Source organism: Streptomyces yunnanensis, from assembly GCF_029011865.1.
Classification (GTDB): Bacteria; Actinomycetota; Actinomycetes; order Streptomycetales; family Streptomycetaceae; genus Streptomyces; species Streptomyces yunnanensis.
Genome location: NZ_CP095749.1, coordinates 6,307,433 through 6,330,822 on the forward strand (window position 1 = coordinate 6,307,433; position 23,390 = coordinate 6,330,822).

The 23,390-nt window shown below is 73.3% G+C and carries 18 protein-coding genes; 12 read left to right on the forward strand and 6 right to left on the reverse strand.

Annotated elements, in window-relative coordinates:
* Positions 1–35: 35 nt before the first annotated feature.
* From MOV08_RS27485 to MOV08_RS27505, 5 genes are all read left to right on the forward strand, one after another.
* Positions 36–821, forward strand: coding sequence for a hypothetical protein (locus tag MOV08_RS27485; RefSeq protein WP_275309257.1), 786 nt, complete (start codon positions 36–38; stop codon positions 819–821).
* A 399-nt stretch (positions 822–1,220) separates the two neighbouring features.
* The gene (locus MOV08_RS27490; RefSeq protein WP_275309259.1) at positions 1,221–2,066 is read left to right on the forward strand and encodes a DegV family protein; all 846 of its coding nucleotides are present in this window, start codon (positions 1,221–1,223) and stop codon (positions 2,064–2,066) included.
* 415 nt (positions 2,067–2,481) lie between these two features.
* Positions 2,482–3,513, forward strand: coding sequence for a ComEA family DNA-binding protein (locus MOV08_RS27495; RefSeq protein WP_275309261.1), 1,032 nt, complete (start codon positions 2,482–2,484; stop codon positions 3,511–3,513).
* Complete coding sequence (locus MOV08_RS27500; protein WP_275309262.1) at positions 3,510–6,284, forward strand: ComEC/Rec2 family competence protein; 2,775 nt, start codon at positions 3,510–3,512, stop codon at positions 6,282–6,284. The genes MOV08_RS27495 and MOV08_RS27500 overlap by 4 nt, the downstream gene beginning before the upstream one ends.
* Before the next feature lie 28 nt (positions 6,285–6,312).
* Entirely contained in the window at positions 6,313–7,083 is a 771-nt protein-coding gene (locus MOV08_RS27505; RefSeq protein WP_039636479.1) for an arylamine N-acetyltransferase family protein, read from the forward strand.
* Positions 7,084–7,143: 60 nt separating this feature from the next.
* On the opposite strand, the gene MOV08_RS27510 is transcribed toward MOV08_RS27505, so the two are convergent.
* Positions 7,144–7,398, reverse strand: a complete 255-nt coding sequence (locus MOV08_RS27510; RefSeq protein WP_275309264.1) for a hypothetical protein — start codon at positions 7,396–7,398, stop codon at positions 7,144–7,146.
* A gap of 252 nt (positions 7,399–7,650) precedes the next feature.
* On the opposite strand from MOV08_RS27510, the gene holA reads away from it, so the two are divergent.
* Positions 7,651–8,634 carry a DNA polymerase III subunit delta gene (gene holA / locus MOV08_RS27515; protein WP_275309266.1) on the forward strand — a complete coding sequence of 328 codons (984 nt, stop codon included), beginning with the start codon at positions 7,651–7,653 and terminating at the stop codon, positions 8,632–8,634.
* Positions 8,635–8,731: 97 nt separating this feature from the next.
* Here holA and MOV08_RS27520 read toward each other — a convergent pair whose 3' ends face one another.
* Both MOV08_RS27520 and rpsT read right to left on the reverse strand, forming a co-directional pair.
* Positions 8,732–9,697: a hypothetical protein gene (locus MOV08_RS27520; protein ID WP_275309267.1), complete on the reverse strand. Its 966-nt coding sequence runs from the start codon at positions 9,695–9,697 to the stop codon at positions 8,732–8,734.
* A 382-nt stretch (positions 9,698–10,079) separates the two neighbouring features.
* A complete protein-coding gene (gene rpsT, locus MOV08_RS27525) occupies positions 10,080–10,346 on the reverse strand; it encodes a 30S ribosomal protein S20 (protein ID WP_039636481.1) in 267 nt (88 codons plus the stop codon).
* Between the two features lie 339 nt (positions 10,347–10,685).
* Here rpsT and lepA point away from each other — a divergent pair, with 339 nt between their 5' ends.
* From lepA to hemW, 4 genes are all read left to right on the forward strand, one after another.
* Positions 10,686–12,560 (forward strand): translation elongation factor 4, encoded by a 1,875-nt coding sequence (lepA, locus tag MOV08_RS27530; protein WP_039636483.1) that lies wholly within the window; start codon positions 10,686–10,688, stop codon positions 12,558–12,560.
* A gap of 303 nt (positions 12,561–12,863) precedes the next feature.
* The gene (locus MOV08_RS27535) at positions 12,864–14,753 is read left to right on the forward strand and encodes an AMP-dependent synthetase/ligase (RefSeq protein ID WP_275309268.1); all 1,890 of its coding nucleotides are present in this window, start codon (positions 12,864–12,866) and stop codon (positions 14,751–14,753) included.
* A gap of 275 nt (positions 14,754–15,028) precedes the next feature.
* Entirely contained in the window at positions 15,029–17,155 is a 2,127-nt protein-coding gene (locus tag MOV08_RS27540; protein ID WP_275311915.1) for an ATP-binding SpoIIE family protein phosphatase, read from the forward strand.
* Positions 17,156–17,370: 215 nt separating this feature from the next.
* Entirely contained in the window at positions 17,371–18,603 is a 1,233-nt protein-coding gene (gene hemW / locus MOV08_RS27545; RefSeq protein WP_039636489.1) for a radical SAM family heme chaperone HemW, read from the forward strand.
* An 85-nt stretch (positions 18,604–18,688) separates the two neighbouring features.
* Here hemW and MOV08_RS27550 read toward each other — a convergent pair whose 3' ends face one another.
* The 3 genes from MOV08_RS27550 to MOV08_RS27560 form a co-directional block, all read right to left on the reverse strand.
* Entirely contained in the window at positions 18,689–18,964 is a 276-nt protein-coding gene (locus MOV08_RS27550) for a DUF1876 domain-containing protein (RefSeq protein ID WP_180990171.1), read from the reverse strand.
* A 95-nt stretch (positions 18,965–19,059) separates the two neighbouring features.
* Positions 19,060–19,902, reverse strand: coding sequence for a DUF3097 domain-containing protein (locus tag MOV08_RS27555; RefSeq protein WP_275309269.1), 843 nt, complete (start codon positions 19,900–19,902; stop codon positions 19,060–19,062).
* A gap of 81 nt (positions 19,903–19,983) precedes the next feature.
* Positions 19,984–20,718, reverse strand: coding sequence for an MBL fold metallo-hydrolase (locus tag MOV08_RS27560; protein ID WP_039636493.1), 735 nt, complete (start codon positions 20,716–20,718; stop codon positions 19,984–19,986).
* A 319-nt stretch (positions 20,719–21,037) separates the two neighbouring features.
* Here MOV08_RS27560 and hrcA point away from each other — a divergent pair, with 319 nt between their 5' ends.
* Both hrcA and dnaJ read left to right on the forward strand, forming a co-directional pair.
* Entirely contained in the window at positions 21,038–22,054 is a 1,017-nt protein-coding gene (gene hrcA, locus MOV08_RS27565) for a heat-inducible transcriptional repressor HrcA (RefSeq protein WP_039636495.1), read from the forward strand.
* Positions 22,055–23,191, forward strand: a complete 1,137-nt coding sequence (gene dnaJ / locus MOV08_RS27570; RefSeq protein ID WP_039636497.1) for a molecular chaperone DnaJ — start codon at positions 22,055–22,057, stop codon at positions 23,189–23,191. It abuts the gene before it with no gap.
* The last annotated feature ends 199 nt before the right edge of the window (positions 23,192–23,390 follow it).

The following is a 23,390-nucleotide window of genomic DNA, read 5'->3' on the forward strand; positions in this document are numbered from 1 at the left end:
AGAACCGGCGCCGCCGACACCTCAGGGGAGTGCCCATGGAAGTCGCGGTCGCCATCTTCGGGTTGCTCTTCGTGCTGTTCGTCGTCGCCGGGGTGTTCCTCACGGTCAGGGCGGTCCAGGCAGCCAAGCGCGGGGTCGACCGCAAGGTCGCCCAGGCCCGACGGACGGTCGAGGACACCACCCTGCGGGCCCGGCAGTTCACCCAGCCCGGAGTCGTCGGCGAACTGGCCCAACTGCGGCTCTCGCTGCGCACGTCCATGCGGGCCACCCAGGAGGTCCTGCGGACCGGCTCCTCCGACGACGCCTCGCTCGACGAGGCGGTCCGGCTCTTCGAACGCCTCAGCGCGCACGGCCGGGAGCTGGACGACGACCTCCGCCGCCTGGAGAGCGAACCCAGCAAGGCCAGCATCGCGGACCGCCTCCCCGAGCTCCGGGAGCGGCTGGCGCGGATCACGCACTCCGCCGAGTCGCTGCGCTGGGCCGCCCGCGACCGGGCCCGCAAGTTCGCCGAAGACGATCTGGCCGCCCTGAGCGACCAGATCGACGTGGAGGCGGGGGCCTTGCGGCACTGGACGGACGCCCCGGTGGGTCGGGAGCAGGAGCACGAGCGGGAGCAGCCTGGGGCGCCGGGCGCGGGCGGAGAACCCGGGGCCGGTTCGGGCGCGGGCGGGAACGGGCATTCCCGGGGTCCGGCGGAGGACGAGGCGCCTGCGATCACCGCCCAGGATCCCCGCACCCGGCCGACGTATCCGTGGGAGAAGAGCCCGCGACGGGAGCCGTCCCGTTGGGGGAAGGGCGGCGGTGGCGGGATAGCGGGGTAGGCGCTGGTTCGCCTTCCCTGCGGGGGGAGGGTGGGGCGACTGCTCGGTGGCCTGGGGGGCCATCGGGCCATGGCCCGATGGGACGACGGGTTCGTGGGCCGGTGACTGGGCGTGGTGCGGCAGCTTCGGCCCGTGCGGTCCGGCAGCCTCGGTCCGTGTGGTCCGGCCGTCTCGGTCTGTGTGATGCGGCACCTCAAGCCCCCGGGCTGCGGCATCCCCGGTCCCCGCGCAGCGCCCATTCGATCAGCCAACTGCTGTGCGATCATTCCGTTTCGGCTCTTTCCCCGTCCCGACAGGCCGTGACCTGGGCGGACTTGGCAGAGCCTTGGTACAACCTGGAAAATCTTGGGGAGGGGCCCGCACTGTCGGGCGCCTGCGTCCCCGACTAACCTCCCAGTCATGTCCCGCCATGTCGCGATCGTCACCGATTCCACGGCCTACCTGCCGCGGGCGGCTGTCGCACGCCACCACATCACGGCCGTACCGCTGACCGTCGTCCTGGGGGACCAGGCTCTGGAAGAGGGCACCGAGATCTCCGCGAGATCGGTCGCCCAGGCGCTCCAGAAGCGTCGACCCGTGACCACCTCGCGGCCGAGCCCCGCCGTGTTCGCTGACACCTATCGGGCCATCGCGGAGGCCGGGGCGAGCGGCATCGTTTCCCTCCACCTCTCGTCGGAGTTCTCCGGCACCTACGACGCGGCGGTGCTGGCGGCCAAGGAAGCCCCGGTACCGGTACGGGTCGTGGACACCGGGATGGTGGCGATGGCCCTCGGGTTCTGCGCCCTCGCCGCCGCGGAGGCGGTGGAGGCCGGCGGGGACATGGACGACGCGGTGGCCGCCGCGGAGAAGCGCGCCTCGGGCACCGCCGCCTATTTCTACGTCGACACCCTCGACTATCTGCGGCGCGGCGGCCGGATCGGCGCCGCGCAGGCGCTGCTCGGCTCCGCGCTCGCGGTCAAGCCGATCCTCCAACTCGACGACGGGCGCATCGAACTGCTGGAGAAGGTCCGCACGGCCTCCAAGGCCATCGCACGCCTGGAGGAGATCGCCGCGGAGCGGGCGGGGGAGGGCCAGGTCGACATCGCGGTCCACCATCTCGCGGCGGCGGAGCGGGCGGACGCGCTGGCCGAACGCCTCCGGGAACGGGTGCCGGGGCTGAACGAGCTGCACGTCAGCGAGGTCGGCGCGGTGATCGGTGCGCACACGGGGCCGGGGCTGCTGGGGGTCGTGGTCTCGCCGCGATGAGCTGCGGTGAGCCGGGACGAGCCGCGATGAGCTGTGGTGAGTCGCGGTGAACTGCGATGAGCCGTGGTGCGGCAGGTGGCGGCCGTGGGGTCGACACCTTTCCGACCCCTGCGTGACGGCTGTTGCGGCGGTGACGACGCCGGGTTCCGGATGCCCGTGTGGGTGACGGAGTTATCCACAACTCCCCGGATATCCACGGGATTTGACGCAGATCGGCGGGATCCGCGCGAGGTGCCTACCGTCGAGGGCTATGAGCACTTATCGAACGGCTTCCTTGCCGGATGCGACGTCAGTATCGGTCTCCGTTTCCGCGCCGGAGTCACCGGCCGGACCGTCCCTCCCGCCCGCTGTGCCCCCTGCTTCCTGGACCTCCGCTGTGCCGACCGCGCGCTGGGGGCGGCGAGAACGGGACCGCGTGCGGGAGTGGAAACGCGAACGGACGCGGGCCCGAGCCGCGGCGATCTTCGGCGCCGACCAGGAGGGGCATGGCGCCGAGGCGGCACGGGGCGGCGGTACGGGGAACAGCGGCGGTAGGGAGGACGGGAGCGCCGAGGGACGTACGGGTCCGGGGGCGAGGGGTCCCGGCGGTGGCCGCCGTCCGTCCGACGCGGGGGCGAAACCGTCGTACGGGCACCGCGCGCCGCCGCCCCGGGAGCACGACCCGCCGGGCGCCCGCCGGCAGGAACGCTGGTGGTCGGCGGTGCATGAACGGCTGCCGCTCTGGGTGCAGTTACGGTGCGGTACGACCCCGAAGGCGCTGGGCGCGCTGGCCCTGGTGCTCGTGGTGGCCGTGGGCTTCGCGGTCCAGCACTTCTGGGCGGGGCGCCCGGAGCCGGTGCGTGCGCCGGGTGTCGAGCGTACGGTTCCGGCGCCGGGCCCCGGCGCCCGCTCGCCGGCTCCGCCGTGGTCGTCGGCGCACTCCTCGCCCAGCGGTCCGGCGACGGATGGGCCGCCGGGCGGGGCGGGCCGGATGCTGGTCGTGGATGTCGCGGGGAAGGTCCACCGACCCGGGGTGCACCGGTTGCCGGCGGGCTCCCGGGTGATGGATGCACTGCAGGCCGCGGGCGGGGTGTTGCGCGGGGCGGATCTCCGGGGGCTGAATCGGGCGCGGCTGCTGACCGACGGCGAACAGATCCTGGTCGCTGCGGAGGGTGCCGGCGCCACGGGCGGCGCGGGCGCGGGCGGACCGCCCGGGGCCGGTGGTGCGACGGGTGGCGGAGGCGGCGCCGGGAGCGGGACGTCGGGGCTGACGAGTGGGCCGCTGAGCCTCAATTCGGCGACGGAGCAGCAGCTCGATGCCCTGCCCGGAGTGGGGCCGGTCCTGGCCCGCCACATCATCGAATTCCGCACCCGGCACGGCGGGTTCACCTCGGTGGACCAGCTCCGACAGGTGGCCGGCATCGGTGAGCGCCGCCTGGCCGACCTGCGCCCCTTGGTGACGCCATGACGTCGACTCCGGAGGACGAGAACCCTGCCGGCCGGGCCGACCCGTCGTACGGCAGGGCAGACGCGCATCGGGACGGCCCCGCCGACCTGCGACTCGTCGGCCCCGCGGGGGCGGCGTGGGCGGCGGCAGCGGCTGCCCTGGGCGCACCGGGCGGCATGGTGGCGGCGGGCTGCGCCATGGCCGTGGCGCTCGCGGCACTCGCGCTGTGGCGGGCCCGGGCCAAGGGCGGCCGGGCCGCCCGGGGGTACGACTCCGCACCCGGTCGGTCCGCGGGGGCGCTCGTGGCGCTGGCGGCGGTCCTGCTCTGCGCCGCAGCGGGGGCCGCGTCCGCCGCGCTGCACGCCGCGGACGTGCGGCGCGGGCCGCTGCCCACATGGGCCCACCGGTACGCACGGCTCACCGTGGAGCTGGAGGTGACCGACGATCCACGGGTGACCCGCCCCAAGGTGCACGGCTCGGAGAGGATGCCGTCGGCGCTGGTGTTCACCGCCGAGGCCGTTCGCATCGCGACGCCGGACGGGCGGGTCACCACCGCCCGCACCCCCGTGCTGGCCGTCGTGCAGCAGCGCGCCGCGAAGCACGGGAAAGCCGCGGGTGAGCCGCCGTCGCCGCCACCGGAGTGGCGCGGGTTGCTGCCGTCGACCCGGATCCGGGTGGTGGCGCGGGCCGCACCGCCGCTGGCGGCGGCGGACCGGACGGCCGCGGTACTGCGGGTCACCGCCGACGGGCCGCCGAACGAGGTGGCGCCGCCGTCCGCCCTGCAACGGCTGGCCGGGAGCCTGCGCACCGGGCTGCGCCGGGCGACCGACGGGCTGACTCCGGATGCCCGCGCGCTGCTGCCCGGACTCGTCGTCGGCGACGTGTCACGAGTGCCGCCCGATCTCGACGACGCCTTCAGCACCACCGACCTGACGCACCTGCTCGCCGTCTCCGGGAGCAACCTGACCATCGTGCTCGCCCTGCTGATCGGCCCACCCCACCTCGCCGCCCGGGCCGAACGCCGCGGACTGGCCCGGCGCCTGGGGCTCTCGCTGCGCGGAACCGCCCTGGTCGGCGGAGCGCTCGCCCTCGGCTTCGTGGTCGTGTGCCGCCCTGACCCGAGCGTGCTGCGGGCCGCCGCCTGCGGTCTGATCACCCTGCTCGCCATCGGCACCGGCCGCCGCCGCTCGTTGCTCCCCGCGCTCGCCGCCGCCGTCCTGCTGCTGGTCCTCTACGACCCCTGGCTCGCCCGGCGTTACGGCTTCCTGCTCTCCGTCCTGGCGACCGGCGCGCTGCTGCTGCTCGCGCCCCGCTGGAGCGCGGCCCTCCAGCGCCGCCGGGTGCCGCCCCGGCTCGCCGAGGTGGTCGCCGCCGCGGCCGCCGCCCAGGCGGTCTGCGCACCCGTCGTCGCAGTGCTCGCGGCGCGGGTGGGGCTGATCGGCGTGCCCTGCAATCTGCTCGCCGAGCTGGCCGTGGCACCCGCGACGATCCTGGGCTTCGCGGCGCTCGCCGCCGCGCCGGTCGCCCTGCCGGTCGCCAAGGCGTTGGCGTGGTGCGCGGGCTGGCCGGCCGAGTGGATCGCCGCCGTTGCCCGCACGGGGGCGGAGCTGCCGGGCGCGGAGGTCGGCTGGCCCGGCGGCTGGGTGGGCGGGCTGATGCTCGCCGTCACCACAGTAGTGCTGCTGGCGGTCGGCCGCCGGGTGCTGCGCCGCCGCTGGTTGTGCGCGCTGTCCGCGCTGGCCCTGGTGCTTGCGGTGTGCCGCCCCGCGCCGCTGACCCGCGTGCTGACCGGTTGGCCGCCGCCGGACTGGCGGGTGGTGGCCTGCGATGTCGGACAGGGGGACGGACTGGTGCTGGCGGCCGGCGACGGCACCGCGCTGGTGGTGGACGCCGGGCCCGAGCCCCGTGCCATCGACCGCTGCCTGACCGGGCTGGGCATCCACCGGATCCCGCTCCTCATCCTGACGCACTTCCACGCCGACCATGTGGACGGCCTGCCCGGGGTGCTGCGCGGCCGTTCGGTCGGCGCGGTCGAGACGACCACGTTGCAAGAGCCTTACGGGCAGGCGAAGTTCGTGCGGGAGGCGGCGGCCGGGGCCGGGGTCCCCGTGCTCCGCGCGGCACCGGGCGAGCGGCGTCACCTGGGTCCCCTCACCTGGGAGGTGTTGTGGCCGGGCGCATCCCCGTGGCTGCCGTCGGCCGGTGACGGTGAGTTCTCCGGGCCCAACGACGCCAGCGTTGCCGTGCTCGTACGGACGGGCGGGCTGACGGTCCTGCTACTCGGTGATCTTGAACCACCCGCGCAACAGGCGCTGTTGGCCGCCCACCCGGAGCTGGCCGCCGTCGACGTCCTCAAGGTGGCGCACCACGGTTCCGCCTATCAGGACCCCGAGTTGATGCGGCGGCTGATACCGCGTCTGGCCCTCATCTCGTGCGGCGCCGGAAACCCTTACGGGCACCCCGCTCCTCGTACCGTCGCCGCGCTGCGGGCCGGGGGCACGCGGGTGCTGCGTACCGACACCGATGGCGCCATCGCGGTCGTCGGCACCCCCGACAGGCTGTCCGCGGTGGTCGGCGGGCGCCGGTCCAGGAGACGGTTGGCGACACGGCCCACAGGCCGGGGCAGCGGCCGGAGCGACGGCCGGGAGCCGGGCGGCGCCCTCCGGCCGTGCGACACACGGGACGGATCGTGCGGTACACGGAGATTCGTACGAATACGAAGACACGTACGGCACGCTGGGGTGAGAGTGGCGCCGAGAGCCACGCTGCGCGTGGGGAGCCGCGCGACATGACAGAGGGAATGGAGAGGACGCACACCTCATGGACGTTGTCACCGCCGATGCCTATCTCCGCCGGATAGCCACTGTCCGGCCGGCCGCGCCCGACGCCGAGGCGTTGTGTGCGCTGCAACTGAGTCATCTGCGGGCCGTGCCGTTCGAGAACCTCGCCATCCATCTGGGGGAGGAGATCGTGCTGGAGGAGCAGCCGCTGCTCGACAAGATCGTCGGGGCGCGTCGGGGTGGGTTCTGCTACGAGCTCAACGGTGCCTTCGCCGCACTTCTCAGGACGCTGGGCTACGAGGTCGAGTTGCTGTCGGCGCGGGTGTGCGGGCCCGATGGGCTCGGGATTCCGTACGACCATCTCGCGCTGCGGGTGCACCTGCCCACCGGTCCCTGGCTCGTGGACGTCGGCTTCGGGCGGAACAGCCACCACCCGCTGCGGTTGGACAGTGCCGAGGACCAGGAGAATCCCGGGGGCGTCTTCCGGATAGCGCAGACGCCGCAGGGCGACCTCGACGTCTACCGGAACGGGGAGCCGCAGTACCGCCTGGAACAACGCCCGTGTGAGCTCAGGGACTTCGAGGCCGGTTGCTGGTGGCAGCGTACGTCGCCGAAATCGCTGTTCAGGAGGTCGCTGGTCTGCTCGCAGCTCACGGAGACCGGTCGGGTGACGCTCTCCGGGCGCACGCTGGTGATCAGCGACGCCGATGGCGCCCGGGAGGAGCGCGTGCTGGACGCGGCCGAGATCCTCCCGGCGTACCGCACCCACTTCGGCATCGAGCTGGAACGGGAGCCGGTCCTCGTGAGCTAGCGAGCGAGGAGGTGGGGGAGGAGCGGTGCGTTCCTCGGTGGTTCTCTGCCCGGGGTGGGGTTACTCGGCCTCGCGCCAGCCCTCGTATTCGGCGGCGAGGGCGTCCAGGCGGGCGGCGTCGTAGGCGGCCTCGGGGTCCTCGACAACGACGAGCCACTGCGCGTCCTCGGCGTCGTCCTCGCCGGCCAGGGCGTCCCGTACGACCTGGGGTTCCTCGGCGACGCCGAAGCGGTCGGTCAGGGCCTCGGCCACCTCCTCGGCGGCGTCGCGGTCGGGGAGGACGAGTACGTGGCGCTGATGGCGGGTGTCGTTCACCGGTCCATTGTCGGGCAGCGGCGCCAGGCGGGGCACCGGGGTACGGGGCACCGCGGGGCTGAGCACCACGGGACGGGCCCCGCCCCTTGCCCCGCCCCTCGCCCCGAACGCCGGCCGGCGGGATCAGGCCGGGATCAGCTCGGGATCGAGCGGGCCCGGACGTATCGAGCGGGCGCGGACGTAGGGGCCTGGTGGGCGGTCGGGCCGGCGCGCGGAGGGGGTTGTCGGTGGGGCGTGGGATGCTGGGACGCGATGGCCAGGAAGACAGCTAACGACGATCCCCTTACTCCCGTCACGATCGCGGTGGGGCAGGAGGAGCTGCTGCTCGACCGCGCGGTGCAGCAGGTGGTGGCCGCTGCCCGGGCGGCCGACGCGGACACCGATGTGCGCGACCTCACCCCCGATCAGCTCCAGCCCGGCACCCTCGCCGAGTTGACCAGTCCCTCGCTCTTCGCCGAGCGCAAGGTCGTGGTGGTGCGCGCCTCCCAGGATCTGTCCGCGGACACCATCAAGGACGTCAAGGCGTATCTCGGCTCGCCCGCCGAGGAGATCACCCTGGTGCTGCTGCACGCCGGCGGCGCCAAGGGCAAGGGGCTGCTGGACGCGGCGCGCAAGGTGGGCGCGCGCGAGGTGGCCTGCCCCAAGATGACCAAGCCGGCCGACCGGCTCGCCTTCGTGCGCGGTGAGTTCCGGGCGTCCGGCCGCTCGGCGACGCCGGAAGCCTGCCAGGCACTGGTGGACGCCATCGGCAGCGACCTGCGCGAGCTGGCGTCGGCGTGCGCGCAGTTGGCCGCCGACATCGAGGGCACGATCGACGACGCCGTGGTCGCGCGCTACTACACCGGCCGGGCGGAGGCGTCGAGCTTCACCGTTGCCGACCGGGCGGTCGAGGGCCGGGCCGCCGAGGCGCTGGAGGCGCTGCGCTGGGCGATCGCGACCGGGGTCGCCCCCGTCATGATCACCAGCGCGCTGGCACAGGGCGTCCGGGCCATCGGCAAGCTCGCCTCCGCCCCGCGCGGCGCCCGCCCCGGCGACCTCGCCCGCGAGCTGGGCATGCCGCCCTGGAAGATCGACCGGGTCCGGCAGCAGATGCGCGGTTGGTCGGCGGACGGCGTGGCCACGGCGCTGCGCGCGGTGGCCGAGGCCGACGCGGGGGTGAAGGGCGGCGGGGACGACCCGGAATACGCCCTGGAGAAGGCCGTGGTGACGATCGCGCGGGCGGCCCGCTCGCGGTAGGCGGCCGAGACGCTGGGCAACCGGCAACCGGCAACCGGCAACCGGCAACCGGCAACCGGTGCCCGGGAACCGCACCTCACACCCCGGGAACCGCGGATCACCCCCGCAGCCGCTTGAAGGTCTCCTTCGCGCTGGATTCCAGCATCGTGGCGATCTCGGCGGAGCTCGGCGGTTTCCCGCTGCCGCCGCTCGGCGTGTAGCTGGACCACGTCGACTGGTACGTCATCCACCCGTCGCGGACGGCGAGGATCACATACGTGCTGTTGTTGCTGCCGGGGGTGTCGCTGCGGGTCACGAGGTACGCCTCGTCACCGATGCCGCTGACGGGCTCGACCTTGTACGAGATCGAGGTCTGCTGCTTCTCGTACGAGCGGTAGGTGTCGGCGAATTCCGGGCCCGGGTCGGCCTTCTTGTGCAGGGTGACGGAGTTGTAGACCCAGGTCGAGGAGTAGTCGTGGGTGCCGGTGGTCTCCGGGGTGAGGGAGATGTTGCACCACATCGAGTCCATGGAGTTCATCCGCGAGCCGCTGTGCTGCGGGTTGGGCGGGGACGACGGACCCGATGAACCCGACCCCGAGCCGGCCCCCGACCCCGAGCCGGTGCTGCCGCCCGTGTTCGGCTTCGCCTTGTAGTGGGCGTTCTCGAAGGGAGTCAGGGAGGTCGCGGCGCACAGGTCGTCCCGGAACGCGTAGCCCTTGAGTTCGGGGGCGGGCGTCGAGGAGAAGGCTCCGGTGGCGAACATCACGGAGGCCCCGATCGCGGTGGCGGCCACCGCACCGCCGAGGGCCCACAGCCAGCCGGAGACACCCTGCCGGGCCGCCCCACCAGGGGTGCCGCCGCTCGGCGCCCCGTACGCCACGCGCGGCACACCCGGCATGCCGGGGCTGCCGGCCGCCGGGTAGCCGTAGCCGCCCGGTCCCCGTGGTGCCGCGGGCGGTGCTCCCGGCGGCGTGCCCTGCGGGATCGGCCGGGCGTAGGGGTTCTGCTGGGCGCGCGGCGGGCCGTAGCCGGGAGGAGGCTGCGGCACGGAGAAGGGATTGTTCTGGTCCCCCGTATTGGACATGACGGCAGAGTAGTGGACGTTTCCGGCGCCGGAACCTGCCCGGGGCACTCGGAAATCCGGACGATGTCTGCCGGACGGCAGGCCACCCGGACGATGTCTGCCGGGCGGCAGGAGCCCCGGGCGCCGCGCCCTCCACTCAAACGAACGACTCCACCGCAAACGAACGACCCCACCCGCCCCAAAGGGGCACAGGTGGGGTCGTTCGTATCCAGTTTGGGTGGCTGCTCGGCGGCTTGGGGCCGCGGAGGAGCCGGGTGCGCCGCACCCGCGTGGCGAACGCAGGCCGTGTGCGGCGCGGTGGTGCACCGACAGGGAGCGGAGAGAGGGGCCGCTGGATCCCCGATCGGCAGGGTGACCGCGACGGGCGCGGTCGGGCAGAGGGTCAGCCCTTGAGGCCGGCGACCTTCTTGGCCAGCGCCGACTTCTTGTTGGCGGCGTTGTTCTTGTGCAGAACACCCTTGCTGACGGCCTTGTCGAGCTTCTTGGCCGCCAGGGCCTGCGCGGCGGTGGCCTTCTCCAGGTCACCGGCCTCGATGGCCTCGCGGGTGCGACGGATCGCGGTCTTCAGGGAGGACTTGACAGCCTTGTTGCGCTGACGAGCCTTCTCGTTGGTCTTGATCCGCTTCAACTGGGACTTGATGTTCGCCACGAAAGAGCCTTTTCAGGTTCGTTGGAGTTTCGAGTTGCGCCGCGCACGAGAGAGGGCACGAAGCGCAGTGGACCAGGCTACCAGCAGGCCCGAAGCGCTCCCAAACCGGGCCGCGGGCGGGGGAGCGCCGGGGCCCCTCGCCGCCTCGCCTCCGTGGCTCCCCCGTGGATCCTCCGTGGATGCCGCCCGCCTCCGCGCTCCGGGCCCCGTCCCGTCGGCGCCGGGGGCGCCCCGCCCGTCCCCGATGCCCGAACCGCCCCACCGCCGCCGGTCATGGGACGATGGGGGGACATCACAAGACCGAGTCCCGCCTACCCGCGTTCACTGAATGGACCCTGCGTGCCCGCGACCCCTACGAACGTGCCGGAGCCGAGCCGTACCGACCCGGCGCTCCTCCGTAACTTCTGCATCATCGCGCACATCGACCACGGCAAGTCGACGCTCGCCGACCGGATGCTCCAGCTGACCGGTGTCGTCGACCAGCGGCAGATGCGCGCGCAGTACCTCGACCGCATGGACATCGAGCGCGAGCGCGGCATCACGATCAAGTCCCAGGCGGTCCGGCTGCCCTGGAGCCCCTCCGAGGGCGAAGAGGCAAGTGGGACCACCCACATCCTGAACATGATCGACACCCCGGGCCACGTCGACTTCACCTACGAGGTGTCCCGCTCGCTGGCCGCGTGCGAGGGCTGCATCCTCCTCGTCGACGCCGCCCAGGGCATCGAGGCCCAGACCCTCGCCAACCTCTACCTGGCGATGGAGAACGACCTCACGATCATCCCCGTCCTCAACAAGATCGACCTGCCGGCCGCGCAGCCCGAGAAGTTCGCCGCCGAGCTGGCGAACCTGGTCGGCTGCGAGCCCGAGGACGTGCTGAAGGTCTCCGCCAAGACCGGCGTCGGCGTGCCCGAGCTGCTGGACAAGGTCGTCCGCGAGGTGCCGGCCCCGGTCGGCGTCAAGGACGCCCCCGCCCGCGCGATGATCTTCGACTCGGTCTACGACCCATACCGCGGCGTGGTGACCTACGTGAAGGTCGTCGACGGCACGCTCTCCAAGCGCGAGCGCATCAAGATGATGTCCACCGGCGCCGCCCACGAGCTGCTGGAGATCGGTACGAACTCCCCGGAGATGACCGCCGCCGACGGCCTCTCGGTCGGCGAGGTGGGCTACCTCATCACCGGCGTGAAGGACGTCCGCCAGTCCAAGGTCGGCGACACCATCACCCAGCTCAACAAGGGCGCCGAGGAGCCGCTGGGCGGCTACAAGGACCCGAAGCCGATGGTCTTCTCGGGCCTGTACCCGCTCGACGGCTCGGACTACCCGGAGCTGCGCGAGGCGCTGGACAAGCTCCAGCTCAACGACGCCGCGCTGGTCTACGAGCCGGAGACCTCGGCGGCCCTGGGCTTCGGCTTCCGCGTCGGCTTCCTGGGCCTGCTGCACCTGGAGGTCATCCGGGAGCGCCTGGAGCGCGAGTTCGGCCTCGACCTGATCGCGACCGCGCCCAACGTGGTCTACCGGGTGGAGATGGAGGACGGCACCGAGCACACCGTCACCAACCCCAGCGAGTTCCCCACCGGCAAGATCGACGTGGTGCACGAGCCGGTCGTCCGGGCCACGATCCTGGCGCCCAGCGAGTTCATCGGCGCGATCATGGAGCTCTGCCAGACCCGGCGCGGTTCGCTGCTGGGCATGGACTACCTCTCCGAGGACCGGGTCGAGATCCGCTACACCCTGCCGCTCGCGGAGGTCGTCTTCGACTTCTTCGACCAGCTCAAGTCCAAGACCCGCGGCTACGCCTCGCTGGACTACGAGCCCACCGGCGAGCAGACCGCCGACCTGGTCAAGGTCGACATCCTGCTGCACGGCGACAAGGTCGACGCGTTCTCCGCGATCACCCACAAGGACAAGGCGTACGCGTACGGCGTGCGGCTGGTCGGCAAGCTGCGCGAGCTGATCCCGCGGCAGAACTTCGAGGTGCCGATCCAGGCCGCCATCGGCAGCCGGGTCATCGCCCGTGAGACGGTCCGCGCCATCCGCAAGGACGTCCTCGCCAAGTGCTACGGCGGTGACATCTCCCGTAAGCGGAAGCTGCTGGAGAAGCAGAAGGAGGGCAAGAAGCGGATGAAGATGGTCGGCAACGTGGAGGTCCCGCAGGACGCGTTCATCGCGGTGCTGTCCTCCGACTCCGAGGGCGAAAGCAAGGCGAAGAAGTAGCGGAAGCGGGACGCGCGGCGGGCGCGGGACGCAGGGCGGGGCGGCGGTTCCTCAGGGAGCCGGCGCCCCGCGCCGTTTCCCGGTGGCCCCTCGGGGCGGCGGCGTTCCTCGGGGCGGCGGGGCCGGTCGAACGACGTTTCGGGGCCCATCGGTCAAGCGCGTGTCATGTGCACTTATCGCTCGGGTCACATCGTGAACCAGTCGGGTGCAGCCCCTTACGTGGCGGCGTCACGCGCTCTACTCTGATCACTGCTCAAGGTTACTCGCGAGTCACCAGCAACGAAGCGGGCCCCGGAGGACGCCGTGACCGACACCCACACGCTGATCGACAACCGGCCGCCTTCGGTGGCGACCCTGTTCCTGGAGCGGGTCGCGGCCACCCCGGATACCGAGGCATACCGCTATCCGGTCCCGTCCTCCACCGGCACCGGACCGGACGACTGGAGGGTGCTGACCTGGAGCCAGGCCGCCGAGCGGGTGCTCGCCGTGGCCGCCGGGCTGATCGCGCTGGGCGTGCACCCCGAGGAGCGGGTGGCACTGGCCGCCAACACCCGGGTGGAGTGGATCCTCGCCGACCTCGGCGTGCTCTGCTCCGGCGCCGCCACCACCACCGTCTACCCCTCCACCAACACCGACGAGACCGCGTTCATCCTGGCCGACTCCGGCAGCCGGGTGCTGATCGCGGAGAACGCCACACAGCTCGCCAAGGCCCGCGAGAAGCGCGCCGAGCTGCCCGAGCTGGCGCACGTCGTGGTCATCGACGGGGCCGACGCCCGGCCCGCCGAGGACGACCCGGAGGACTGGGTGCTCTCCCTCGCCGAGCTGGAGAAGCGCGGCACCGCCTATCTGGAGCAGCACCCCGAGTGCGTCGAGGAGCGGGTCGCCGCGCTCCGCGCCGACCAACTGGCCACCCTGATCTACACCTCGGGGACCACCGGCCGCCCCAAGGGCGTCCGGCTGGCCCACGACTGCTGGGCGTACATGGCCCGCGCCATCCAGGCGACCGGGATGGTCACCGCGGACGACGTGCAGTACCTCTGGCTGCCGCTGGCGCACGTCTTCGGGAAGGTGCTGACCGCCGGGCAGGTCTCCGTCGGCCACGTGATCGCGGTGGACGGCCGGGTCGACAAGATCATCGAGAATCTGCCGGTGGTCCGCCCGACCTACATGGCGGCCGTCCCACGGATCTTCGAGAAGGTCTACAACGGCGTCGTGGCCAAGGCCCGGGAGGGCGGCGGGGCCAAGTACAAGATCTTCCAGTGGGCGGCCGGCGTGGCCCGCGAGTACGCCAAGGTCTCCCAGGACAACTTCCGGCACACCGGCAACGCCTCGGTGCCGTTCGCGCTGGCCGCCAAGCACAAGGTCGCCGACGCCCTGGTCTATGCCAAGCTGCGGGAGGCGTTCGGCGGCCGGCTGCGCGCCGCGATCTCCGGCTCCGCCGCCCTCGCCCCCGAGATCGGCTACTTCTTCGCCGGCGCCGGCATCCACATCCTGGAGGGCTACGGCCTGACGGAGTCCAGCGCCGCCAGCTTCGTCAACCCCGGCGAGGCGTACCGCACCGGCACGGTCGGCAAGCCGCTGCCCGGCACCGAGGTCCGGATCGCCGAGGACGGTGAGATCCTGCTGCGCGGCCCCGGCATCATGCAGGGCTACCACGGCCTGCCCGAGAAGACCGCCGAGGTCCTGGAGGAGGACGGCTGGTTCCACACCGGCGACATCGGCGAGCTGTCCCCGGACGGCTATCTGCGGATCACCGACCGCAAGAAGGACCTGATCAAGACCTCCGGCGGCAAGTACATCGCGCCCGCCGAGGTGGAGGGCCAGTTCAAGGCGATCTGCCCGTTCGTCTCCAACGTGCTGGTGCACGGCGCCAACCGGAACTTCTGCACCGCCCTGATCGCACTGGACGAACCGACCATCCTCAAGTGGGCCGAGGAGCACGGCCTGGGCGGCAGGAGCTACACCGAGGTCGTCGCCACCGACCAGGCCCGCGCGCTGATCGACGGCTACGTGGAGCGGGTCAACGAGGGGCTCCAGCGGTGGCAGCAGATCCGCAAGTTCCGGTTGCTGCCGCGCGACCTGGACATCGAGCACGGCGAGATCACCCCCAGCCTCAAGGTCAAGCGGCCGGTGGTGGAGCGGGCGTTCAAGGACCTGCTCGACGAGATGTACGCCGGCGCGCGGGAGGCGTAGCGGCGGCGGGCGCGGTGCGGTGCGGGCCCCGGGAGTGCCCGGGGCGCCCCGCGCCGCACCCTCGTGCCCGTCCGGCGGCCGGCGGTCCGGCGCGCTCTGGGCGGGCCCTGCGGGGTGCCGTGGCGCGCCGGCCAACTGCCGCGCCGCGTCAGCCGAATTGACCCCTCTGACCACGCACTTCCGTGACTCACCGCTTATGTGCGGGCTCGTTCTGTCACTCTGGCGGTGGCGCATCCGGCGTCGCTGGGGAACTGCTCGGGAGTTGCTCAATGAGGATGACAACTTCGGTCGGACGGGACGACGTTACCGGGGCCGCCGCCCGCTCCCTGCGGGCCACGCTGCCCGGCGACCCACGGGCCGCGGCGGCCGCGCGGCGGTTCGTCCGGGCCGCCTTCGCCGACTGGACCGCGCGCCGGCTGCCGGGCGCCGACCGGCTCACCGACCGGCTGGCCGACGAAGCGGTGCTGCTGGTCAGCGAGTTGGTGACCAACGCGGTGGTGCACGCGGGCACCACCGTCGACGTGCTCTGCCGGCTCGACCCCGCCGAGGAGCCGGTGCCGCACCTCGACGACCCCCCGGACGCCGTTCCCGAGGAGCCACCCCGCCCCGGCCTGGTCGTCGAGGTCTCCGACCGGCACCCCACCCAGCCGGTCCGGGCCCGCGAGGACACCGGGGCCTACGAGGGCGGCGGCCACGGGCTCCGGCTGATCAGCGCGGTGGCCGAAGCCTGGGGCGTCACCTACCGGCGGGCGATGAAGACGGTGTGGTTCCGGTTGCCGGTCGGCGGCCCGGACGCCGCCTGGCCCGAACCGGACACCGCCGACGGCACCTACGACGCCTACGACACCTGTGACCCCTACGACAGCTACGGCACCTACGACGCCTTCGGCACCGCCGATGCCGCCGGCGCCCCCGATGCCGCCGACGCCCTCGGCGCCTACGGAGTCCTCGACGACCGGACGTTCCGGCGCGAACTACGGGCCTCCGAGCTCCTCGCCCCGGTGCCGCGCCGCCCCGCGCCGCCCGAGGACCGCCCCGAACGGGACCGCGGCGGCGTCGACAACGGCGCGCTGTCCTTCCTCGCGGAGGCGTCCGACCTGCTCTCCGGGCAGTTGGACGCCGACCAGGTCGCCTCGCTGGCCTGCCAGCTGATCGTTCCGCGGCTCGCCGACTGGTGCGCGGTATGGCTGCACGACGGCGACGGCGGCGCCCCCGGGCGCGGCCTCAGCGAGGACGGTGAGGTGCCGCGGCTGGCCCGGGTCTGGCACCTGTCCGAGGGCCGGATCGACTCGCTGCGGGCCTCCCTGGAGAAGGCGCCGCCGGGCCTGGGCGACGACGGCAGTACCGACAGCCGGCCGGTCCCGGTGCCCTGGCCTTGGCCGTACGAGCCGGCCGGCCGTGAGACCGGCGGCGCGGCCCTGGCCTGCCCCCTGGTCGCCGGCGGCCGGCGGCACGGCACCCTGCTGCTCGGCCGGGCCGGGCTGCGCCGCTTCCCCGGCGAGGTGGTCGCGCTGACCGAGGACCTGTGCCGCCGGGCCGCCCGGGCGGTGGCCACCGCCCGCGCCTACAGCCGCCAGGAACGCATCAGCCGGGTCCTCCAGCGCCGGCTGCTGCCCCAGGGACGGGCGCGGGTGCCCGGGGTCGCGTCGGCGGTGGTCTACGAGCCGCGCGAGGGCGCCTGGGCCGGCGGCGACTTCTGGGACCTCTTCGACGCCGGCGACGGCCGCTGGTGCTTCGCGCTCGGCGACGTCTGCGGCTCCGGGCCCGAGGCCGCCGCGGTCACCGGGCTGGCCCGGCCGGTGCTGCGGCTGCTGGCCCGCGACGGCTTCGGTGTCGCCGAGGTCCTGGACCGGCTCAACAAGACCATGGCCCGGGAGGCCGCGGACTCCGTCGCCGCGGTCGCGGCGGCGGTGGCGGCGGCCGGCGCGGGCGCGGAGGCCCCGGTGGAGATCCGCGAGGAGGGCGAACAGGCCCGCTTCCTGTCCCTGCTCTACGGCGAGATCGTCCCGTACCGCGGTGGCGACGGCGGCGCCCGCTGCACCCTCGCCAGCGCCGGCCATCCGTTGCCGCTGGTCCTGGGAGCCGACGGCGCGGTCCGGGTCGCGGCGGCCCCGCAGATGCTGCTCGGCGTCGTCGAGGACGCGTCGTACGTCAGCGAGTCCTTCGACCTCTGCCCCGGGGAGACGCTGCTGTGCGTCACCGACGGGGTGACCGAGCGTCGCTGCGGCCGGCGGCTCTTCGACGACGAGGACGGGCTGGCCTCGGCGCTCGCCGCGGCGGCCGGGCGGAGCGCCGAGGCCATCGCCGAGCACATCCGCCGCACGGTGCACGCCTTCGGCCCCACGCCGCCCGACGACGACCTGGCGCTGATGGTCCTCCAGGCGGCGGGCGGGCGCCCGTAGGGGAGGTGCGAACGGATCCCGTAGGGGGTGCGCGGCCCCCCTGCGGGGCCACAACCGGGCGGGCGGGGGCGGTATTCCAGCCGGCCGCCCCGGGGGCCGCCCCGGGCCCGCCGCCACAGCCGCCCCGGGCCCACCGCCCCGGCTGCCCAGGGGCCGCCGCCCGCTCTCCGGGAGCCCCGCTCCGGAACCACTCGGCATGACGGACAATGGACCCCATGCCTTCCGCACTGCCAGATGGTGAGCCGATGCCCGAGGACGGGGCGCTGCCCCGCCATGCGCTGACCGGCGCCGCCGAGCGCCCCCTCGGCTTCTATCTGCACGTGCCGTACTGCGCCACCCGCTGCGGCTACTGCGACTTCAACACCTACACCGCCGGCGAGCTGCGTGGCCCCGGCGGCGTCCTGGCCTCCCGCGAGAACTACGCCGACACCCTCGTCGAGGAGGTCCGGCTGGCCCGCAAGGTGCTCGGCGACGACCCCCGCCCGGTGGAGACGGTCTTCGTCGGCGGCGGCACCCCGACCCTGCTGCCGGCCGCCGACCTCGGCCGGATGCTGGCCGCGCTGCGCGACGAGTTCGGGCTGGCGCCCGACGCCGAGATCACCACCGAGGCCAACCCGGAGTCCGTCGATCCGCGCTATCTCGCCGAGCTGCGCGCTGCCGGCTTCAACCGCGTCTCCTTCGGCATGCAGAGCGCCCGGCAGCACGTCCTGAAGATCCTGGACCGCACGCACACCCCGGGCCGCCCCGAAGCCTGCGTCGCCGAGGCCCGGGCGGCCGGCTTCGCGCACGTCAACCTCGATCTGATCTACGGCACCCCCGGCGAGTCCGACGACGACTGGCGGGCCACCCTCGACGCCGCCACCGGCGCCGGCCCGGACCACATCTCCGCCTACGCGCTGATCGTCGAGGAGGGCACCCAGCTGGCCCGCCGGATCCGCCGCGGCGAGATCCCGATGACCGACGACGACGTGCACGCCGACCGCTATCTGATCGCCGAGGAGCGCCTCACCGCCGCCGGCTACTCCTGGTACGAGGTCTCCAACTGGGCCACCACCGAGGCCGCCCGCTGCCGCCACAACGAGCTGTACTGGACCGGCGCCGACTGGTGGGGCGCCGGCCCCGGCGCGCACAGCCACGTCGGCGGCGTCCGCTGGTGGAACGTCAAGCACCCCGCCGCCTACGCCCAGGCCCTCGCCGAGGGCCGCTCCCCGGGGGCCGGCCGCGAACTGCTCGCCGACGAGGACCGCCGCGTCGAGCGGATCCTCCTGGAACTCCGCCTCGCCGCCGGCTGCCCGCTCTCCCTCCTCGCCCCCACGGGGGCCCGCGCCGCCGCCCGCGCGGTGGCCGACGGCCTCCTGGCGCCCGGCCCGTACGAGGCGGGGCGGGCCGTGCTGACGCTCCGCGGTCGCCTCCTCGCGGACGCGGTGGTCCGCGATCTGGTGGACTGACGCCTCGTGACGGGCCGGCGCCTCCCGGCGGGCCGGCGCGGCGTTAGCGGCCCAGCGGTCCAACGGCCCGACCGGCCGGGGGACTTCAGTGGGTCAGCGGCCGCGACATCCGCCCCGATGCCGAGTCGATCTCGTCGTGCGCCTTGGTCAGCAACTGCATCGCAAGATCGTTGAGGGCTCTTGCCCCCGCGACCTCCTCGCCGACCCGGGGCTGGTTCCCGTCGGCCGGGTGGCGGCTGGCATAACCATGGGACCGCACTTCGGTCCCGTCGGGCAGCCGTACCAGCGCGGCGGCCCGGGTGCGGTGGGTGTCCTCCTCGAATTCCAGCTCGACATGCCATCCGACAGCGGTCTTCAACATGGCGGTCACCTCCGGAATCGCTGCTACCAGAGTGCGCTCACCGCCGGTCCGGCGCACGGCGTGCACCAGGGGCGCACGCCGTGCGGGACGGGCCTTCAGCGGCCGTCCGCCCCCTCCGGCGCCGTCACGAAGTCGATCAGCTCCTCGACCCGGCCCAGCAGCGCCGGCTCCAGGTCCTTGTAGGACCGCACCCGCGACAGGATCCGCTGCCAGGCCGCACCGGTGTTCTCCGGCCAGCCCAGCGCCCGGCACACCCCGGTCTTCCAGTCCTGGCCCCGGGGGACCCGCGGCCACGCCGGGATGCCCACCGAGGACGGCTTCACCGCCTCCCAGACGTCGATGTACGGGTGGCCGACGACCAGCGCGTGCTCACCGGTCACCGCCGCCGCGATCCGGGACTCCTTCGAGCCGGGGACGAGGTGGTCCACCAGGACGCCCAGGCGCGCGTCCGGACCGGGGGCGAACGCGTCGACGATCGCCGGGAGGTCGTCGACGCCCTCCAGGTACTCCACGACGACGCCCTCGATCCGCAGGTCGTCGCCCCAGACGCGCTCCACCAACTCCGCGTCGTGCCGCCCCTCCACGTAGATGCGACCGGCGCGGGCGACCCGGGCGCGCGCCCCGGGGACCGCGATCGAGCCGGACGCGGTGCGCGCCGGGCCGCTCGGCGCCGGACGGCTCTGCGGCCGGACGAGGGTGACGGTCCTGCCCTCCAGGAGGAAACCGCGCGGCACCATCGGGAACACCCGCTGCTTGCCGAAGCGGTCCTCCAATGTGACCGTCGGGCCCTCGGCGGTCTTCTCGCACCGCAGGACCGCGCCGCAGTAGCCCGTCACCACCTCCTCCACGACCAGCCCGGGATCGGCCGGCACCTCGGGCACCGGCTTCGGCTTCTTCCAGGGGGGAGTGAGGTCGGGGCTGTAGTGCCTGCTGTGCATGCGGGTCTGCTTCCTGGGGATCGGCGGGGCGGTGGTCCCCGGTGCACGGGGCGCCGGGGCGACAGTCGACGGGGTGGCGGATCAGGGCGAGTCGGCGCCGAAGCGGGCGGCCAGGGCGTCCCGCTGGGCGCGTACGAAGCGGGCGTCGACCACCGCGCCGTGGCCGGGCACGTACACCGCGTCCTCGCCGCCCAGCGCCAGCAGCCGGTCCAGCGCGGCGGGCCAGAGCCGGGGCAGCGCGTCCCGGCCCGCCTGGGGCTCGCCGGACTCCTCGACGAGGTCGCCGCAGAACACGATCTCCCGTTCACCGGCCCGGCCCGGCACCAGGACGGCCAGGTCGTGGGCGGTGTGACCGGGGCCGACGTTGGCCAGCAGCACTTCCCGGTCCCCGAGGCGGACGGTCAGCTCCCCGTGCACGTGGTGGTGCGGGGCGACCAGCAGGTCCGCGGCCTCCGCCGCGGTGTCCGGGTCCACGCCGTGCCGGACCGCGGAGTCCCGCAGCTCCTCCTTGCCGTGCCGCAGCAGCTCGGCCAGTCCGGTCGCGCCGAACACCTCCACCCCCGCGAAGGCCGCGGTGCCCAGGACGTGGTCGAAGTGCGCGTGGGTGAGCGCGACATGCGTCACATCGCGGCCCAGCACCGCGCGGACCGTCCGGCGCAGTTCGGCCCCGGCACCGAGCGTCGGGCCGGTGTCGACGATCAGCACGCCGTCCGAGCCGGCGATCACGCCGATCGTCTCGTCCCAGCCGGGCATCCGGCGCCGGACGACACCCTCGCCGAGCCGCTCCCAGCCCGCCTCTTCCCAAGTGGTGCGCATACCGAGACGCTAGCCCCTGTCGTCGAACTCCCGCCTGCCGTCCGACGTCCGGCACGCACTGCGGGCAGTACGGCTACCGCCCGGGGCTTTTGCCCGGGGCCGTGGCGGGGCGGGATCAGGGGGACCTCGGGGTGCGATCAGGGGGCTCTCAGGGGCGACCCGGGGGTCGGATTCCGCGGTGGTGGGTAAGCCCTCGGTACGCCCGCCCTTGCCGCATCCGTGCTACCCGGCCGTACACTGGCTCCGGGTCTGGCACTCGGCCCGTGCGAGTGCCAGGAGAAGAGACGACACGGCGGGACGGCCGACTGGAGGTGGCGGAATGCTCAGTGAACGCAGGCTCGAAGTGCTGCGCGCCATCGTCCAGGACTATGTCGGGACGGAGGAGCCGGTGGGTTCCAAGGCGCTCACCGAGCGCCACAGGCTGGGCGTCTCCCCGGCCACCGTCCGCAACGACATGGCGGCCCTGGAGGACGAGGGCTACATCGCCCAGCCGCACACCAGCGCCGGCCGGATCCCGACGGACAAGGGCTACCGCCTCTTCGTCGACAAGCTCGCCGGCGTCAAGCCGCTGTCCGTCCCCGAGCGACGGGCGATCCAGAACTTCCTCGACGGCGCCGTCGACCTGGACGACGTGGTGGGCCGCACGGTGCGCCTGCTGGCGCAGCTGACCCGGCAGGTGGCGGTGGTGCAGTACCCGTCCCTGACGCGGTCGACGGTCCGGCACGTCGAACTCCTGGCGCTGGCCCCGGCCCGGCTGATGCTGGTGCTGATCACCGACACCGGCCGCGTCGAGCAGCGGCTCATCGACTGCCAGACGCCGTTCGGCGAGACGTCCCTGGCGGATCTGCGCGCCCGGCTCAACAGCCGGATCGTCGGCCGCCGTTTCACGGACGTCCCGCAGCTGGTGCAGGATCTCCCGGAATCCTTCGAACAGGACGACCGGGCGACCGTCTCGACAGTACTGTCGGTACTGCTGGAGACTCTGGTGGAGGAGACCGAAGAGCGGCTCATGATCGGCGGCACCGCCAATCTGACGCGCTTCGGGCATGATTTTCCCCTGACCATCCGGCCGGTGCTGGAAGCCCTTGAGGAGCATGTGGTGATGCTCAAGCTGCTCGGGGAGGCCAAGGACTCGGGCATGACCGTGCGCATCGGGCATGAGAATGCTCACGAGGGCCTGACGTCCACCTCGGTCGTCACCGTCGGATACGGTTCTGGCGACGAGGCCGTCGCGAAATTGGGCGTGGTCGGACCGACCCGCATGGACTACCCCGGAACGATGGGAGCGGTACGCGCAGTGGCACGTTACGTCGGACAGATCCTCGCGGAGTCGTAAGTGGCCACGGATTATTACTCGGTCCTCGGTGTCGGTCGGGACGCCTCGCAGGACCAGATCAAGAAGGCGTTCCGGCGGCTGGCGCGCGAGCTGCACCCGGACGTGAACCCGGACCCCAAGACCCAAGAGCGGTTCAAGGAGATCAACGCCGCCTACGAGGTCCTCTCGGATCCGCAGAAGAAGCAGGTCTACGACCTCGGCGGCGACCCCCTCTCGCAGTCCGGCGGTGCCGGCGGCGCGGGCGGCTTCGGCGCGGGCTTCGGCAACTTCTCCGACATCATGGACGCGTTCTTCGGCACGGCCTCGCAGCGCGGCCCGCGCTCGCGGACCCGCCGCGGCCAGGACGCCATGATCCGCCTCGATGTCGAGCTCAGCGAGGCCGCGTTCGGCACCACCAAGGACATCCAGGTCGACACCGCCGTCGTCTGCACCACGTGCAGCGGCGAGGGCGCGGCGCCGGGCACCTCGGCGCAGACCTGCGACATGTGCCGCGGTCGCGGTGAGGTCTCGCAGGTCACCCGGTCCTTCCTGGGCCAGGTCATGACCTCCCGGCCCTGCCCCCAGTGCCAGGGCTTCGGCACGGTCGTGCCGACGCCGTGCCCCGAGTGCGCGGGCGACGGACGGGTCCGCTCCCGCCGCACCCTCACGGTCAAGATCCCGGCCGGTGTCGACAACGGCACCCGGATCCAGCTGGCCGGCGAGGGCGAGGTGGGCCCCGGCGGCGGCCCCGCCGGCGACCTCTACGTCGAGATCCACGAGCTGCCCCACGCGGTGTTCCAGCGGCGCGGCGACGATCTGCACTGCACGGTCACCATCCCGATGACCGCGGCGTCGCTGGGCACCAAATGCCCGCTGGAGACGCTGGACGGGATGGAGGACGTCGACGTGCGGCCCGGCACCCAGTCCGGCCAGTCGATCCCGCTGCACGGCCGCGGCGTGACGCACCTGCGCGGCAACGGCCGGGGCGATCTGATCGTCCACGTCGAGGTGCAGACCCCGACCAAGCTCGACCCGGAGCAGGAGGAACTCCTGCGCCGACTGGCCAAGCTGCGCGGCGAGGAGCGCCCCCAGGGCCAGTTTCAGCCGGGGCAGCAGGGGCTGTTCTCGCGGTTGAAGGATGCGTTCAACGGGCGGTAGCTGTTCGGCCGGGGGTCCGGGGGGCGTCCCCCGGGCAGGCACAGCCAGCCGGGGCAGCAGGGGCTGTTCTCGCGGTTGAAGGATGCGTTCAACGGGCGGTAGTCGTCCGGCCGCCCGCCCGGGATCGTTCCCCGGGCGAGCGCGGCACGAAGCAGGAGCCACCTCGACCGGGGCGGCGGTCCGGGCGTTTCCCGTGACC